The 13,402-nt window shown below is 64.8% G+C and carries 12 protein-coding genes; 7 read left to right on the forward strand and 5 right to left on the reverse strand.

What is annotated here, in order from left to right:
• The first annotated feature begins 2 nt into the window (after positions 1 to 2).
• The gene (locus AB4037_RS14410; protein ID WP_441771982.1) at positions 3 to 737 is read left to right on the forward strand and encodes an endonuclease III domain-containing protein; all 735 of its coding nucleotides are present in this window, start codon (positions 3 to 5) and stop codon (positions 735 to 737) included.
• A gap of 81 nt (positions 738 to 818) precedes the next feature.
• Here AB4037_RS14410 and AB4037_RS14415 read toward each other — a convergent pair whose 3' ends face one another.
• Both AB4037_RS14415 and pgi read right to left on the reverse strand, forming a co-directional pair.
• Positions 819 to 1,901 (reverse strand): dipeptidase, encoded by a 1,083-nt coding sequence (locus tag AB4037_RS14415; RefSeq protein ID WP_441771983.1) that lies wholly within the window; start codon positions 1,899 to 1,901, stop codon positions 819 to 821.
• Between the two features lie 161 nt (positions 1,902 to 2,062).
• Complete coding sequence (gene pgi, locus AB4037_RS14420) at positions 2,063 to 3,700, reverse strand: glucose-6-phosphate isomerase (RefSeq protein ID WP_441771984.1); 1,638 nt, start codon at positions 3,698 to 3,700, stop codon at positions 2,063 to 2,065.
• Between the two features lie 98 nt (positions 3,701 to 3,798).
• On the opposite strand from pgi, the gene AB4037_RS14425 reads away from it, so the two are divergent.
• The 3 genes from AB4037_RS14425 to AB4037_RS14435 are packed head-to-tail and all read left to right on the forward strand — an operon-like array spanning position 3,799 to position 8,047.
• Positions 3,799 to 4,959: a M20 aminoacylase family protein gene (locus tag AB4037_RS14425; RefSeq protein WP_441771985.1), complete on the forward strand. Its 1,161-nt coding sequence runs from the start codon at positions 3,799 to 3,801 to the stop codon at positions 4,957 to 4,959.
• A gap of 41 nt (positions 4,960 to 5,000) precedes the next feature.
• Complete coding sequence (locus AB4037_RS14430) at positions 5,001 to 7,082, forward strand: prolyl oligopeptidase family serine peptidase (RefSeq protein ID WP_441771986.1); 2,082 nt, start codon at positions 5,001 to 5,003, stop codon at positions 7,080 to 7,082.
• The gene (locus AB4037_RS14435; RefSeq protein WP_434957248.1) at positions 7,079 to 8,047 is read left to right on the forward strand and encodes a threo-3-hydroxy-L-aspartate ammonia-lyase; all 969 of its coding nucleotides are present in this window, start codon (positions 7,079 to 7,081) and stop codon (positions 8,045 to 8,047) included. The genes AB4037_RS14430 and AB4037_RS14435 overlap by 4 nt, the downstream gene beginning before the upstream one ends.
• Positions 8,048 to 8,059: 12 nt before the next feature.
• Here AB4037_RS14435 and AB4037_RS14440 read toward each other — a convergent pair whose 3' ends face one another.
• The gene (locus tag AB4037_RS14440; protein ID WP_441771987.1) at positions 8,060 to 8,977 is read right to left on the reverse strand and encodes a LysR family transcriptional regulator; all 918 of its coding nucleotides are present in this window, start codon (positions 8,975 to 8,977) and stop codon (positions 8,060 to 8,062) included.
• 143 nt (positions 8,978 to 9,120) lie between these two features.
• Here AB4037_RS14440 and AB4037_RS14445 point away from each other — a divergent pair, with 143 nt between their 5' ends.
• From AB4037_RS14445 to AB4037_RS14455, 3 genes are all read left to right on the forward strand, one after another.
• The gene (locus AB4037_RS14445; protein ID WP_441771988.1) at positions 9,121 to 10,107 is read left to right on the forward strand and encodes an aldo/keto reductase; all 987 of its coding nucleotides are present in this window, start codon (positions 9,121 to 9,123) and stop codon (positions 10,105 to 10,107) included.
• Positions 10,108 to 10,250: 143 nt separating this feature from the next.
• Complete coding sequence (locus AB4037_RS14450) at positions 10,251 to 11,441, forward strand: M23 family metallopeptidase (protein WP_441771989.1); 1,191 nt, start codon at positions 10,251 to 10,253, stop codon at positions 11,439 to 11,441.
• A gap of 23 nt (positions 11,442 to 11,464) precedes the next feature.
• Positions 11,465 to 12,253 carry a bestrophin-like domain gene (locus tag AB4037_RS14455; RefSeq protein ID WP_441771990.1) on the forward strand — a complete coding sequence of 263 codons (789 nt, stop codon included), beginning with the start codon at positions 11,465 to 11,467 and terminating at the stop codon, positions 12,251 to 12,253.
• Positions 12,254 to 12,276: 23 nt separating this feature from the next.
• Here the strand turns inward: AB4037_RS14455 and AB4037_RS14460 are convergent, their stop codons facing one another.
• Complete coding sequence (locus AB4037_RS14460; protein WP_441771991.1) at positions 12,277 to 12,744, reverse strand: YiiD C-terminal domain-containing protein; 468 nt, start codon at positions 12,742 to 12,744, stop codon at positions 12,277 to 12,279.
• Positions 12,745 to 12,753: 9 nt separating this feature from the next.
• A complete protein-coding gene (locus AB4037_RS14465; protein WP_441771992.1) occupies positions 12,754 to 13,362 on the reverse strand; it encodes a hypothetical protein in 609 nt (202 codons plus the stop codon).
• Positions 13,363 to 13,402: the final 40 nt, after the last annotated feature.

The raw sequence follows: 13,402 nt of genomic DNA on the forward strand, positions 1-13,402 counted from the left end.
ACATGCCTGCCATCAGGGAGCAGATCCAGCTCGGGCTCGATTTCGGCCGGGAAGAGCCCATCGCCGTGCTGCGCCAGCGCCTGCTGGCAACCTATGGCCCGCGGCGCGATGCTCGGCGCCACACGCCGTCCGAGCAATTCGTCAAGGCGCTGATCAGCTCGGAAACCTATGATTCCGCTTCCGAAAAAGCCTTCCAGGCCTTGTGCGAGCATTTCCGCCCCCTCGACAGGCTGGGGCAGAGCGATCCCCGCCAGGTACTCACGCATCTTGCCACCGTCACCCATCCCGAGAAGAAAGCCAGCCAGCTGGTTGCTTCGGTCGGCCGCATCGTCGAGCAGCGGGGACGGTTCGATCTCTCCCATCTCGCCGCGCTGTCGGTCGAGGCCGGGATGGAACTGCTCCAGCTTTATGAGGGCATCGGCCCCAAATGCGCGGCGGCCATCCTGAATTTCTCGACGCTCAGGCGGCGTGTCTTCGTGGTTGACAGGCACATCAAGCGTTTCGGCGAGCGCTTCGGCCTGTTTCCACAAAGTGTGAGCTTCGCCATGGCCCATCGGATCATGCTGCGCCTGATGCCGGCGGCCTGGGACGCCGACGATCTCTATGAACTGCACTGGCTGATCAAACGCTTCGGCCAGGAGGTCTGCACCAGCCAGAGGCCGCTCTGCCCACGGTGCGAGATGGCGGCTCTATGCCGCCATGGATCCACCTCAATACCGCGGGTTCCGACGCGTTAGGGCATCGTCGCGCATAGCGTGGGAATCCTTCCCCGACTTCGGGGAAGGATTCTTGCGCTTTCTCTTGGTCTCGGCTCGATCTCAAGCCTGCCCCTGCGTCCGCTCCAGCAGGGACAGCCAATTCTCATGGCCGATCTTGTGCAGCAGAGCCGACGAATATCCCGCGCCGCGCATCCTCTCGATCAGGCGCGGCAGGCCGGCGACGCTGCCGATGGCGGCGGGGATCACCGCGCCGTCGAAGTCCGATCCGAAGGCGACGCCGTCCTCGCCCAGCCGTTCGACCAGGTAGTCGAGATGGCGCACCATGACGTCGAGATCGGTATCCGCGCGCATGGCGCCGTCCGGCCGCAGGAAGCAGGTGGCGAAGTTGAGGCCGACCACGCCGCGGCTCTCCCTGATGGCATCGAGCTGCCTGTCGGTGAGATTGCGCGTGGACTGGCACAGGGCGTGGACGTTGGAATGGGTGGCGACGAGCGGCGCCGTACTCAACCCGGCGACGTCCCAGAAGCCCTTCTCGTTGAGATGCGAGAGGTCGATCATGATGCCGCGCTTGTTGCACTGCCTCACCAACTCGCGGCCGGCCTCGGTCAGGCCAGGGCCGGTATCGGGCGAAGCAGGGAAGCGGAAGGGCACGCCATGGGCAAAGATGTTCGGGCGGCTCCACACCGGCCCGATCGAGCGCAGGCCGGCGGCGAAGAGCACGTCGAGATTGGCGAAATCGGCATCTACAGCCTCGGCCCCCTCGATATGCAGGACGGCGGCGATCTTACCGGCCGCCATGGCGGCTCGGATCTCGACGACGCTGCGGCAAATGGCGACGTCGTCGGGAAAGGCCCGCTCCAACCGCAGCATGATCGACAGCATGGCGATGGTCGAAGCCTGCGCCTTTTCCAGGGGCAGCAGCGGCGGCAAAGGCAGATCGTAGCTCGTCCCCTTCATCTCCTCGTCCATGTTCGCCATGCTCAGGGGCGGCGGGAACATGGCGAAGAAGCCGCCGGCAAAACCGCCGGCGCGCGCTCGCGGCAGATCGATATGACCGGCACCGTCGCCCTCGTCGAACACCGTCTCTGCCGGTTTTGCCTTGTTGGAGGCCAGGTGCAGCAACGTGTCGTTGTGGCCATCGAAGACAGGGACGATGGCTGACGGTTCGACGGTCGGGTTCATGGGAGATTTCTTTCCAGGCTGGCAGCACGATCATTCGGCCCGGAAGGGGCCGACCTTCTCACCCAGGCGCTGCCACAGAGGATGCCTGAGAGATAACAAGCCCGGCCGTCGCGGCCGGGCTTGTTTCGTGGAGCGGATGTCGGACAGGAGATCCTGTTCGATCAGCCTCGCAGCGACTTCAGATGGGCCACCAGGCCCTTGGTCGAAGCATCGAGCCCGTCGACCGTCGCGCCCTTGACCACCGGCAGCAGGCGCGAGGCGAGTTCCTTGCCCAGTTCCACGCCCCATTGGTCGAAGGAGTTGATGCCCCAGATCACGCCCTGCGTGAACACCTTGTGCTCATAGAGCGCCACGAGGCGGCCGAGCATGCGTGGGGTGAGCTTGCGATAGGCGATGGTGGTGGTGGGACGGCTGCCGGGGAACTCCTTGTGTGGGGCCAGAAGCGCGATCTTCTTGTCGTCGAGCCCCTGGGCCTTCAGCACCGCCGTCGCCTCCTCTTGCGAACGGCCATGCATGAGCGCCTCGGTCTGCGCCAGGCAGTTTGCCATCAGGATGGCATGATGATCGCCCATTCCGGCTTCATGCGGCTCGGCCGCGATGAGGAAGTCGGCCGGGATCACATTGGTGCCCTGATGGATGAGCTGGTAGAAGGCGTGCTGGCCGTTGGTGCCAGGCTCGCCCCAGACCAGGGGGCCGGTCTCCGAGGTCACCGGCGAGCCGTCGAGATGCACGCGCTTGCCGTTGGATTCCATGTCGAGCTGCTGCAGATAGGCCGGGAAGCGCCCGAGCCGCTGGTCGTAGGGCAGCACGGCATGGGCGGCATAGCCCATGAAATTGCGGTGCCAGATGCCGATCAGGCCCATCAGCACCGGGATGTTCTTCTCCAGCGGCGTGGCGGCGAAATGGTGGTCGACCTCATGGCCGCCGGCCAGGAACTCCGAAAAGTTCTCCGGCCCGACGGCGATCATCAGGCCGAGGCCGATGGCCGACCACATCGAGTAGCGCCCACCGACCCAGTCCCAGAAGCGGAACATCCGGTCCTTGTTGATGCCGAAGGCCTCGACCGCGACGATATTGGTCGAGATCGCCGCAAAATGATCGCCCACCGCGGTCTCACCGAGCGATTTGGCGATCCATTGCCGCGCCGACTGGGCGTTCGTCATGGTCTCGATCGTCGTGAACGTCTTCGACGAAACCAGGAACAGGGTACGCGAGGGGTCGAGGCGCGACAACGTGTCCGCCATGTCGGCGCCGTCGACATTGGAGACGAAATGGGCGCGCGGGCCGTCGGCATAGGGCGAGAGGGCGCGGGCCCCCATGGCCGGGCCGAGGTCGGAACCACCAATGCCGATATTGACCACGTCGGTGAATTTGTCACCGGTGGCGCCGCGCAGCTCGCCCGAGCGAATCTTCTCGGCGAAGGCGTAGCAGCGCGCCAGTTCCTCATGCACCTCCGGCACGACATTCTTGCCGTCCACGCGAATGTCGGCATCAACAGGCGCGCGCAGGGCCGTGTGCAGCACTGCCCGCCCTTCGGTGGTGTTGATCTTGTCGCCCTTGAGCATCTCGTCCCGGCGGGTCTCGATGCAATGCGCCCGCGCCAGCTCGAGCAGCAGGGACAGGGTTTCGTCGGCGATGCGGTTCTTGGAAAAATCCACCAGCACGTCGTCCAGCGTGAAGGAGAATTTGGCGAATCGGCCGGGATCCGCGGCGAAAAGGTCGCGCGTCGTCGTCGAGGCCAGTGTCTGCTTATGGGCTTCGAGATCCTGCCAAACCTTTGCGGCCTGTGAATGCTCCATATCCGTTTCCCTTCCTCATTGTCCGAAGGCGTGTCAAACTGCGGGCTGTGTTTGTCGCCCGGAGCGGGTGCATAAATCAATATTGGAACTGACTGCAGATGACGATTTCGGACAGCATCAAGGTTTTGGCTTCGGAAGCGACGCAATGGCGCCGCGACATTCACCGCCACCCCGAGCTGCAATATGACGTGCAGCGTACGGCCGGCCTGGTCGCGGGCCTGTTGCGTGATTTCGGCTGTGATGAAGTCGTCGAGGGAATCGGGCGCACCGGCGTGGTCGGGGTGATCAAGGGGCGCCCCGGTTCGCGCGCGATCGGCATGCGCGCCGATATGGATGCCTTGCCGATCCTCGAGGAGAGTGGCGTGCAATATGCTTCCACCGTGCCCGGCAAGATGCATGCCTGCGGCCATGACGGCCATACCGCCATGCTGCTCGGCGCGGCGAAAAATCTAGCTGATACCCGCAACTTCAACGGTGACGCCGTGGTGATCTTCCAGCCGGCCGAAGAAGGCGGCGGCGGCGGCAAGGCCATGGTGGAAGATGGCCTGATGGAGCGATTCGCCATCGGCGAAGTCTATGGCATGCACAATCTGCCGGGCCTGGCGCCAGGTCATTTTGCCATGTGCCCCGGGCCCATCATGGCCTCTAGCGACGTGTTCGACATCGACATCACCGGCAAGGGCGCGCATGCCGCCCGCCCGCACGAGAGCGTCGATCCGGTGCTGGTGGCGGCCCAGATCATCAATGCCCTGCAGACCATCGTCTCGCGCAATGCCGATCCCCTTCATGGCGCCGTCGTTTCAGTGACGGCGATCAAGGCGGGGGACGCTTATAACGTCATCCCCTCCACGGCCCATCTGCACGGTACCTGCCGCGCTCTGACGCCGGAAATTCGCGACCTGCTCGAAACACGCGTCGTCGAGGTGGCGGAGTTGACGGCGAAGGCTCTGGGCGCCAGTGCCAAGGCCGTCTATCAGCGTCATTATCCCGTCACCCGCAACCACGCCACGCAGACCGTGTTCTGCGGGGAAGTCGCTCGCATGGTGGCCGGCCATGACAATGTCGATGTTGCCGCTCTTCCCATGATGGGCGCGGAGGACTTCTCCTTCATGCTGGAGGCGCGCCCCGGCGCCTTCATCTTCATTGGCAATGGCAACAGCGCCGGACTGCACAATGCCGCCTATGATTTCAACGATGCCATCATCCCTGCCGGGATCAGCTACTGGACACAACTGGCGGAAACGCGGCTCGCCGGCTGAGACCTCTCTTCCTCGGCCTCCCTATCTCAAGGAACTCCCGCATGTCCGATTTCGTCTCCCGGCCGACTCTGGCCGCGCCCGACGACGACCCTCATCTCTGGCTGGAGGACATCGAGGGCCAGGACGCCCTTGCCTGGGTGAAGGAGCGCTCGCAACGAACGCTGGCCCGCTTCGGCACCGACGGCTTCGAACGCGATCGGGACGCCTTGGCTGCGATCCTTGATCGCCCCGATCGCATTCCCGGCATCGGGAGGCGCGGCGAGTTCGTCTATAATTTCTGGACTGATGCCGCCAATCCACGCGGCCTGTGGCGCAGGACCACTCTTGCCTCCTACCGGCAGGCGGAACCGGCCTGGGATATCCTGCTCGATCTCGATGCCCTCGCCAAGACAGAGGGCGAGGACTGGGTCTGGGCCGGGGCCTCGCTCGAACCCCATGGGCGGCAGCGCGCCATCCTCAGCCTGTCGCGCGGCGGCAGCGATGCGGCGGTGCATCGTGAATTCGACCTGGCCTCACGGCGTTTCGTCCCCGACGGCTTCATGCTGCCGGAAGCCAAGGGCGGCATTGCCTGGCTCGACGCCGACACGCTGCTGCTCTCCAGCGCACTCGGCGAGGGCATGGCGACGACCTCCGGCTATGCCCGCACGGTGCGCCTGTGGCGTCGTGGCGAGGATCCCCTGAAGACGGCGGTGGTCTTCGAGGTCCAACCCCAGTCCATGTCGGTTTGGGCCGGCATCGACCGCACCGGCGGCGGCGAGCGCATCTGGTTTCTCGAAAAGCCCGTCTTCTTCGAAACGCGGGGCTGGCTCGGCGACAGGAGCGGCCCGAGCGAGGCCATTGACCTGCCGGCCGACTCGCAATGGGACGTGTTCGGCGACTGGCTGGCGGTTAAGCTGCGCACGAATTGGACTCCCGCCGGCACAAGTTTTGCCGGCGATACCCTTCTCGGCATCTCGCTTGCCGCCTTCCGGGCAGGCAGCCGCACTTTCCAAGTGCTGTTCGAACCTGCCGAACGGCGGACCCTGGACGGCTTTTTCTGGAACCAGGGACAGCTCGTGCTGTCGATCCTGGACAATCTCCAGCCCCGATTCGAGCTCGTCACGCCCTCCCCCGACTCCTGGGCCAAGCACGCCATCGACGTGCTGCCCTCCACGGGCGTCGTGCATATCTGGTCGCTCGACGCGGAGGAGGCCGACACCAATGGCGAGGTGATGGTGTCCCTGCAGGATCCGGTCACGCCGCCACAAATGCTGCTGCTCGATGTGAGCAGGCCCGAGGCGGTGGCCAGTCCCCTGCTCCTCAAGCGCAGTCCCGATGCCTTCGACAGCAAGGGGCTGCAGGTCGTCAAGCACGAGGCCGTCTCGGTCGACGGCGAGAAGATCCCCTATACGCTGGTCGGCCCCGCCGGCGAGACCGGCGAGTCACCGGTGCATCTCACGGCCTATGGCGGCTTTGGCGTTTCCGTCCTGCCCAGCTACAGCGCCTCCATCGGCAAGCTCTGGCTCGAACGGGGCGGCACGTCGGTCACCGCCAATATTCGCGGCGGCGGAGAATTCGGCGCCCGCTGGCACGAGGCGGGCCGCCGCGAGGGCAAGCATCTCGCGCATGAGGATTTCGCGGCGGTGGCTGCCGATCTGGTCAGGCGCGGCATCACACAGCCGGAGCGGATTGCGGCAGAAGGCGGCTCCAATGGCGGCCTGCTGATCGCCAATATGCTCACCCGCCATCCCGAGAAATTCGGCGCCCTATTCTGCACCATCCCACTGATCGACATGCGGCGCTACACCAAGCTCCTGGCCGGCGCGAGCTGGATCGACGAATATGGCAACCCCGACAAGCCAGACGACTGGGCCTTCCTACAGAAGATCTCCGCCTATCATGTCGCCGATGCCGGTTCCTATCCGCCCATCTTGCTGGCGACCACGCGCCGCGACGACAGGGTTCATCCCGCCCACGCCCGCAAGATGGCGGCCAAGCTGGAGGCACTTGGCCACCGCGTGCATTTCTACGAGCCCGAGGCCGGCGGCCACGGCTACGGCAAGGACAGCCGGGAGCGCGCCTCCTTCATCGCACTCGGCTACACCTTTCTGCGCCAGGCCATCGGCTGGGAGAGCCAGGCATGAGCGAACCAGTCCTGCCTGTTTATGCCGATGTCGCCGCCGCCGCCGAGCGCATCCGTGGCCAGGCCCATCGCACGCCGGTGCTGACCTCTCGAAGCTTCGACGAGGAGCTCGGCGCGCAGGTCTTCTTCAAATGCGAGAATTTGCAGCGCATGGGCGCCTTCAAATTCCGCGGCGCCTTCAATGCCCTGTCGCGTTTCGACGAGGAGCAGAAGCGCAAGGGCGTGGTGACTTTCTCTTCGGGCAACCATGCCCAGGCGATCGCCCTTGCAGCGCGCATCCTCGGCATTCCCGCCACCATCATCATGCCGCATGATGCGCCGAAGGCGAAAGCCGAGGCCACAATGGGCTATGGCGGCAAGGTCATCTTCTATGACCGCTATACCGAGGACCGCGAGGTGATCGGGCGGAATCTGTCGCACGAACATGGCTTCACGTTGATTCCACCCTATGATCATCCGGACGTGCTCTGCGGCCAGGGCACCGCTGCCAAGGAACTCTTCGAGGAGGTCGGCGAACTCGACGCCTTCTTCGTCTGTCTCGGCGGCGGTGGGCTGCTCGCCGGATCGGCGCTGGCGACGCGGGCACTGTCGCCCAACTGCCGGCTCTACGGCGTCGAGCCCGAAGCGGGGAATGACGGACAGCAATCCTTCCGCGCCGGCCGGATCGTCAGGATCGACACGCCCCGCACCATTGCCGATGGCGCGCAGACCCAATATCTGGGCGCCCATACCTTCCCGATCATCAAGCGCGATGTCGACGACATCCTCACCGTCTCCGATGCCGAGCTGGTCGAATGCATGCGCTTCGCCGCCACCCGCATGAAGCTGGTGATCGAGCCGACCGGCTGCCTCGGTTTCGCCGCCGCCCGTGCCATGAAGACAGACCTCGCCGGCAAGCGCGTCGGCGTGCTGATCAGCGGCGGCAATGTGGATATCGACCGGTTCTGCCAATTGCTGGGAGAATAAGACGCACCCGGCTCACGCCAGCCTCGTCATGCCGTTCTGCATCCGGATGATGTTGATCAGGCTGCGCAAGGCCGGGTGATTGTGGCGCCGGCTCGAGTAATACATGTGAAAGGGATCGCCATCCGAGGCGTGGTCGTCGAGGACGATCTTCAGGCTGCCTTGCGCGAGTTCTCCGGCGATCCGCGCTTCCAGAACATAGGCAAGGCCAAGCCCGGCCTTGGCAGCCGTGATCGTGGTCGCTGTGTCGTTGAGGGTGATGAGGCCGGGCACGCGCAGCCGGCGCGCCTCCGCGCCGCTGCCGAGATCCCATCGATAGGCTGTGTTGTCGCCCAGGAGCAGTTGCAGGCAGACATGGCTGGCGAGGCCAGCCGGGGTCTGCGGCCTGCCATGCTCCCTGAAATAGGAGGGAGAGCCGACAACCACCCAGCGCTGCGGCCCCGTGAGCGGCACGGCGATCATGTCCTCCGGCACGTGATGGCCATAGCGCATGCCGGCGTCGAAGCCCTCGGCGACGATGTCGATGGGCCGGTCATCCACGGCAACGGTCAGGCGGACATCCGGGCATTGGCGGGCGAACTCCGGCAAGGCCGGCGAGATCAGGAGATGGGCGGCATCCCGGAACACGTTCAGGCGCAATTCGCCGAAGCGCACGTTTCCCGGCGCTTCCAGCACCTCCAGGGCCGAGCCGATCACATCGAATCCTTCTTCGAGGCGCTGGGCGAACTTCAGGCCGAGATCTGTCGGCGAGACCGCCCGGCTGGTGCGGTTCAACAACTTGGCCCCGAGCCTGGCCTCGAGGCGCCGCATCGCATGGCTAGCCGCTGACGGCGTCAGGCCGAGTTCGATGGCAGCCGTGGTGAAGCTGCGCCGGCGGACGATGGTCAGGAAGACGTTGAGGTCGCCGAGATCCGTTCGTTCGAGAGCCGCCATTGATGAAAAACTTTCAATGCTTCTATGATTACCGTTCACACTAAACAATGAGCGCCCGGCCGGCTCAAGCCCTATCCTGCAAGAGGAACGCTGAAACACCGGCCGGCTCCTATTCGACGGCCATGAAACGCAGGAATGGAACGATGAAAGAACGCCTGTTCGGCAAGACCGCGCGCAACGTCTCGGAGATTGGCTTCGGGGCCTGGGCCATTGGAGGCTCCTGGGGCGATGTGCCGGATGACGATGCGCGCGCCGCCCTCCATGCCGCCCTCGATGCCGGCACCACCCTCATAGATACCGCCGATGTCTATGGCGACGGCCGTTCGGAGCGTTTCATTGCCGAGGTCCTGAAGGAGCGCGGCGGACCCCGCCCCTTCGTGGCAACGAAGGCCGGGCGTCGCCTCCAGCCCCACACCGCCGACGGCTATAATCGGGAAAACCTCACCGCTTTCGTCGAGCGTTCGCTGACGAATCTCGCCACCGACTGCCTCGACCTCGTCCAGCTTCATTGCCCTCCGACAGAGGTCTATTACCGGCCCGAAGTGTTCGGCGTGCTGGACGATTTGGTGGCCGCCGGCAAGATCCGCAATTACGGCGTCTCCGTCGAGAAGGTGGAAGAGGCGCTGAAGGCGATCGAATATCCCGGCGTCGTCTCGGTCCAGATCATCTACAACATCTTCCGGCAGCGGCCGGCCGAGCTCTTCTTCCGCGAGGCGAAGGCGCGCAACATCGCGGTGATCGCGCGCGTGCCGCTCGCTTCGGGCATGCTGACCGGCAAGATGAATGCCGCCAGCCAGTTCGCGGCCGACGATCATCGCGCCTATAACCGCAATGGCGAGGCCTTCGACAAGGGCGAGACCTTCTCGGGCGTCCCCTACGACGTCGCCTTGGCAGCCGTGGAGGAGATCAGGCCGCTGGTGCCCGATGGCATGACCATGTCGCAGTTCGCGCTGGCCTGGATCCTGGCTGATGATGCCATCACCACCGTCATCCCCGGCGCCAGGAATGCGGCCCAGGCCACGGCGAATGCCGCCGCCAGCGACGTGCCGGCTCTTTCGCAGGCGACGCTCGAAACACTGAAGAACCTCTACCAGCGCAAGATCGCCGGCTTCGTCCATCATCTATGGTAGGAAATGCTTGGCCGGGCGCCGGTCGGCGGCTCCCGGCCACGGCCGTCACCGCCCGGACATCGCTTGACAAAGGATGAGGCAAATGCGGGATTGTGCCTACAGGTTCTGCCTTCCGGTGCGGGGCAGCCGGTGGGGCATTTCCTATGCGTTTCCTGTCGCTTTCCGTTGCCTGTGCAGGGCTTCTGGCGGCCTCTGCCGCCATGGCCCAATCCCTCAAACCCGATGAGATCCTGAGTTCGGTCACCGTACAGCCGATCAGCGAGCCCAATCCGGTTCTCGGCGCCGATGGACGCGTCCATCTCGCCTATGAACTGGTGATCAACAACCCAGGCAATGTGTTCGTGCGGCTCGACAAGGTCGAAGCGATCGACGACGCCGGCAAAAGCCTGTCCTCCCTCGAGGGCGAAGAGCTGGCGAAGATGATGCATCTTTACAGCGGCAGGGATCGCCAGCTGCCGCCCGGCGGCACCGCCATCGTCTTCATGGATGTCGGCTTTGCCCGGGATGACAAGCTGGCGCAGCGGGTATCCGCCCGCATCGAGGCTTTCCGTGAGAATGCAGGCGCAGACGGCAAGCCCACGCCTTTGCCGGCGGATGCACCCGTCTCCGCACACTACAGCTTCATCGGCGGCGCTACGACGGTCGGCAAGCCGGCCGTGGTGGTCGAGCCACCGTTGAGGGGCACCGGCTGGGTTGCAGCCGATGGTTGCTGCGACGCCGTCACCGCCCACCGCGGCGCCGTCATGGCCGTGAACGGGCGTCTGCGCATACCCGAGCGCTTCGCGATCGACTGGATCAGGCTCGACGCCGGCAGCCGCCTGTTCACCGGCAATGCCCAGGATCTGGCCAGCTATTCCTTTTACGGCGCCGAAGTCCATGCGGCGGCCGATGGCGTGGTGGTCAATCTCTACGACCAGGCCGACGAACAGATCCCCAGCCAACCGGCCCGCGGCATCGTCCCCGCCAATATCGGCGGCAACATGCTGGTGACGGACATCGGCAATGGTGCCTTTGCCTTCTATGCCCATCTCCAGCGCGGCAGCCTCAGGGCCAAGCTGGGTGACCGCGTGAAAGCCGGCCAGGTCATCGGCCGGGTCGGCAATACCGGCAATTCCACCGCTCCCCATCTGCACTTCCAGTTGATGGATGGCCCCTCGCCGCTCAATGCCAACAGCCTGCCCTTCGTACTCACGCGCTTCTCCGGGCAGGGCGTGCTGGCGCCGGGGAACGAGGAGGAACTCGAGCAAGGCGCCGTGGCAAGGATCGAACCACGCTGGCGCGGAGAGCACGCCAATCAGCTCCCGCTGAACGACCAGGTCGTCGATTTTCAATAGATTCGTTCTTCCGGGGTCCACTCATGTTCATTCTGCTGCATCAGCTGTCACTGCCCGTCATGTTTGCGACGGTGCTGGGGATCTGCCTGGTGATCACCTGGATCGTCATCGGCCTCGTTCGCTTCGCCATTGCCAGGGGCGGCTACGCCCCGGACGAGGCGCTACCCATCCGCGAGTCGATCGTCGGTGTCTGCGCCACCATTTTCGGCCTGATGGTGGCCTTTTCGGCCGCGGGTCTGTGGGCCGATTCCCTCGCCGCCCGTAGCGCCGTCCAGCAGGAGGCCGATGCGGTCGAAAATGTTCTGGTGCTGTCCTCCGGCCTTCCGGCCGATCTACAGACCAGTGTGCGCGACGGCCTGAAGGCCTATGTCGCTGAGGTCATCTCCGGCGATTGGCCCGCCATGGCCAACGGCGAGCGCATCGAAAGCCCGGTATTCGACCGTTCCGGCAACATCCTCATCAACACGATCGGCCTCGTCTCGCGCCAGAACGGAACCACTGTCCAGCCAGCGGCCTATCAGCCTTTGGTCAATCAACTGCTGGCCGTGCGCCATGCGCGTCTGCTTCGGCTGTCGGCCTCGAATACCGGCATGAGCTGGGCCCAATGGATCGCGATCTGGATCATCTCGACAACGACCGTCACGGCTATCGCCATCTGCAACAACCATGTCTTCCGCATGCAGATCCTCGCCACCCACATCTTCGTCGTGGTGGTGACAGCAGCCTATTTCGTCATCCTCGCGCATGACCGGCCGTTCATGGGGCAGATCTCGGTGCAGCCCGCCGCCTTCCTGGCGGTCAGCACCAATTGACGGCTTGCGCACTCAGGCCCGCTTCAGCGGGCCAACGCCGCGAAATCGCCCCTGAAGCGGGCCGCACAGCGACCGCCATACTCGATCTCGGCAAGGACCGGGATGCGTGCCTTGCCCTTGCGCGCGAAGGCCTCCAGCACATGGGCCCACTTCTCGGGTTCGGCCAGAACGGAACGGGCAGAGAAATCACCCTCCACCGGCGCTAGGTAATCCATGTGGACGGAGCCGACGACCAGGCTGCAGTCGAGCCCTGCTCCTTTGAGTTTGAGAAAAGCGAGCGACCAGGCGGCAAGCGTGGCTAAAGTGGCAAGGCTACCGCCGAACGCCGTGCGGTGATGGTTGATATTGGCGGAAAGCGGTGCGCCGAGCCGCACGGAATCCGGTCCGATTTCGAGAACGCGGACCTGCATGGCCTGTGTCAGCGGAATATTGCCATGGAGATCGGCTTCAAGCTCGGCGGGCTGCACAGCGGCCTCCTCTATCAGGGTCACCCGCCCGCTCTATCGCTCACCAGCCGTTTTCTCAACTAGCGAAATCCGTTCCTGGCGGTCGAGCAGGGCTCGCCCCCTCGGCGACAGGCGATAGCCCACCTGGAGGCTTTCGGTGAGGCCGAGGGCCTTGAGCTTGCGGATAGCGAGCTTGAGCGCTGCCTTGTCACGCCCCAACTGCCCAGCAATCTCGGCAGCGGTGATGCCGTCGCGCCCAGCGATCAGGCCGAGCACGGCGGCTGTCCAGGCGCCGCCGCGATGGTTGCGGTCAAGCTTGGCGAGCGCCGAACGCAGGCCATCGACGTCAGCCGCATCGAGGGCGGCCTCGCCACGCAAGGCAATACGGGGGTCGTCCCCCATCCGATGGAAGGCAATGCGGTAGAGCTGTCCCTCCGGCCGCAGATCGCGCCGAAGCGCGGCAGCCGAAGCATAGCCGGCCTGATCAGCCTGTTCGTTGGTGAGATCGGCGAGTTCGATTACATCCACCGCCTCGATGGCCAGGACACCGACAGCGGTGGTCAGCGTTCCCCCCGCGCGGACGGTCGGCCGCGTCCAGCGCCGGAAGGCCAGCGTCACCTTGCCGGCGGCAATGCCATCGAGCGCGGCCTGCTTGAACAGCATGTCTATGCCCCTCGGAGTGCGGACTTCCAGTCGCGCCCCA

Origin of the sequence: Labrys sp. KB_33_2, assembly GCF_052114505.1 — a bacterium.
GTDB lineage: Bacteria > Pseudomonadota > Alphaproteobacteria > Rhizobiales > Labraceae > Labrys.

What these genes read in the sequence shown, in the direction of transcription:
- AB4037_RS14430 (WP_441771986.1), top strand. Translation starts at nt 5,001, where the DNA reads ATGTCCGATTTCGTCTCCCGGCCGACTCTGGCCGCGCCCGACGACGAC.
- pgi (WP_441771984.1), bottom strand. Translation starts at nt 3,700, where the DNA reads ATGGAGCATTCACAGGCCGCAAAGGTTTGGCAGGATCTCGAAGCCCAT.
- AB4037_RS14410 (WP_441771982.1), top strand. Translation starts at nt 3, where the DNA reads ATGCCTGCCATCAGGGAGCAGATCCAGCTCGGGCTCGATTTCGGCCGG.
- AB4037_RS14465 (WP_441771992.1), bottom strand. Translation starts at nt 13,362, where the DNA reads ATGCTGTTCAAGCAGGCCGCGCTCGATGGCATTGCCGCCGGCAAGGTG.
- AB4037_RS14450 (WP_441771989.1), top strand. Translation starts at nt 10,251, where the DNA reads ATGCGTTTCCTGTCGCTTTCCGTTGCCTGTGCAGGGCTTCTGGCGGCC.
- AB4037_RS14455 (WP_441771990.1), top strand. Translation starts at nt 11,465, where the DNA reads ATGTTCATTCTGCTGCATCAGCTGTCACTGCCCGTCATGTTTGCGACG.
- AB4037_RS14425 (WP_441771985.1), top strand. Translation starts at nt 3,799, where the DNA reads ATGACGATTTCGGACAGCATCAAGGTTTTGGCTTCGGAAGCGACGCAA.
- AB4037_RS14445 (WP_441771988.1), top strand. Translation starts at nt 9,121, where the DNA reads ATGAAAGAACGCCTGTTCGGCAAGACCGCGCGCAACGTCTCGGAGATT.
- AB4037_RS14440 (WP_441771987.1), bottom strand. Translation starts at nt 8,977, where the DNA reads ATGGCGGCTCTCGAACGAACGGATCTCGGCGACCTCAACGTCTTCCTG.
- AB4037_RS14435 (WP_434957248.1), top strand. Translation starts at nt 7,079, where the DNA reads ATGAGCGAACCAGTCCTGCCTGTTTATGCCGATGTCGCCGCCGCCGCC.
- AB4037_RS14415 (WP_441771983.1), bottom strand. Translation starts at nt 1,901, where the DNA reads ATGAACCCGACCGTCGAACCGTCAGCCATCGTCCCTGTCTTCGATGGC.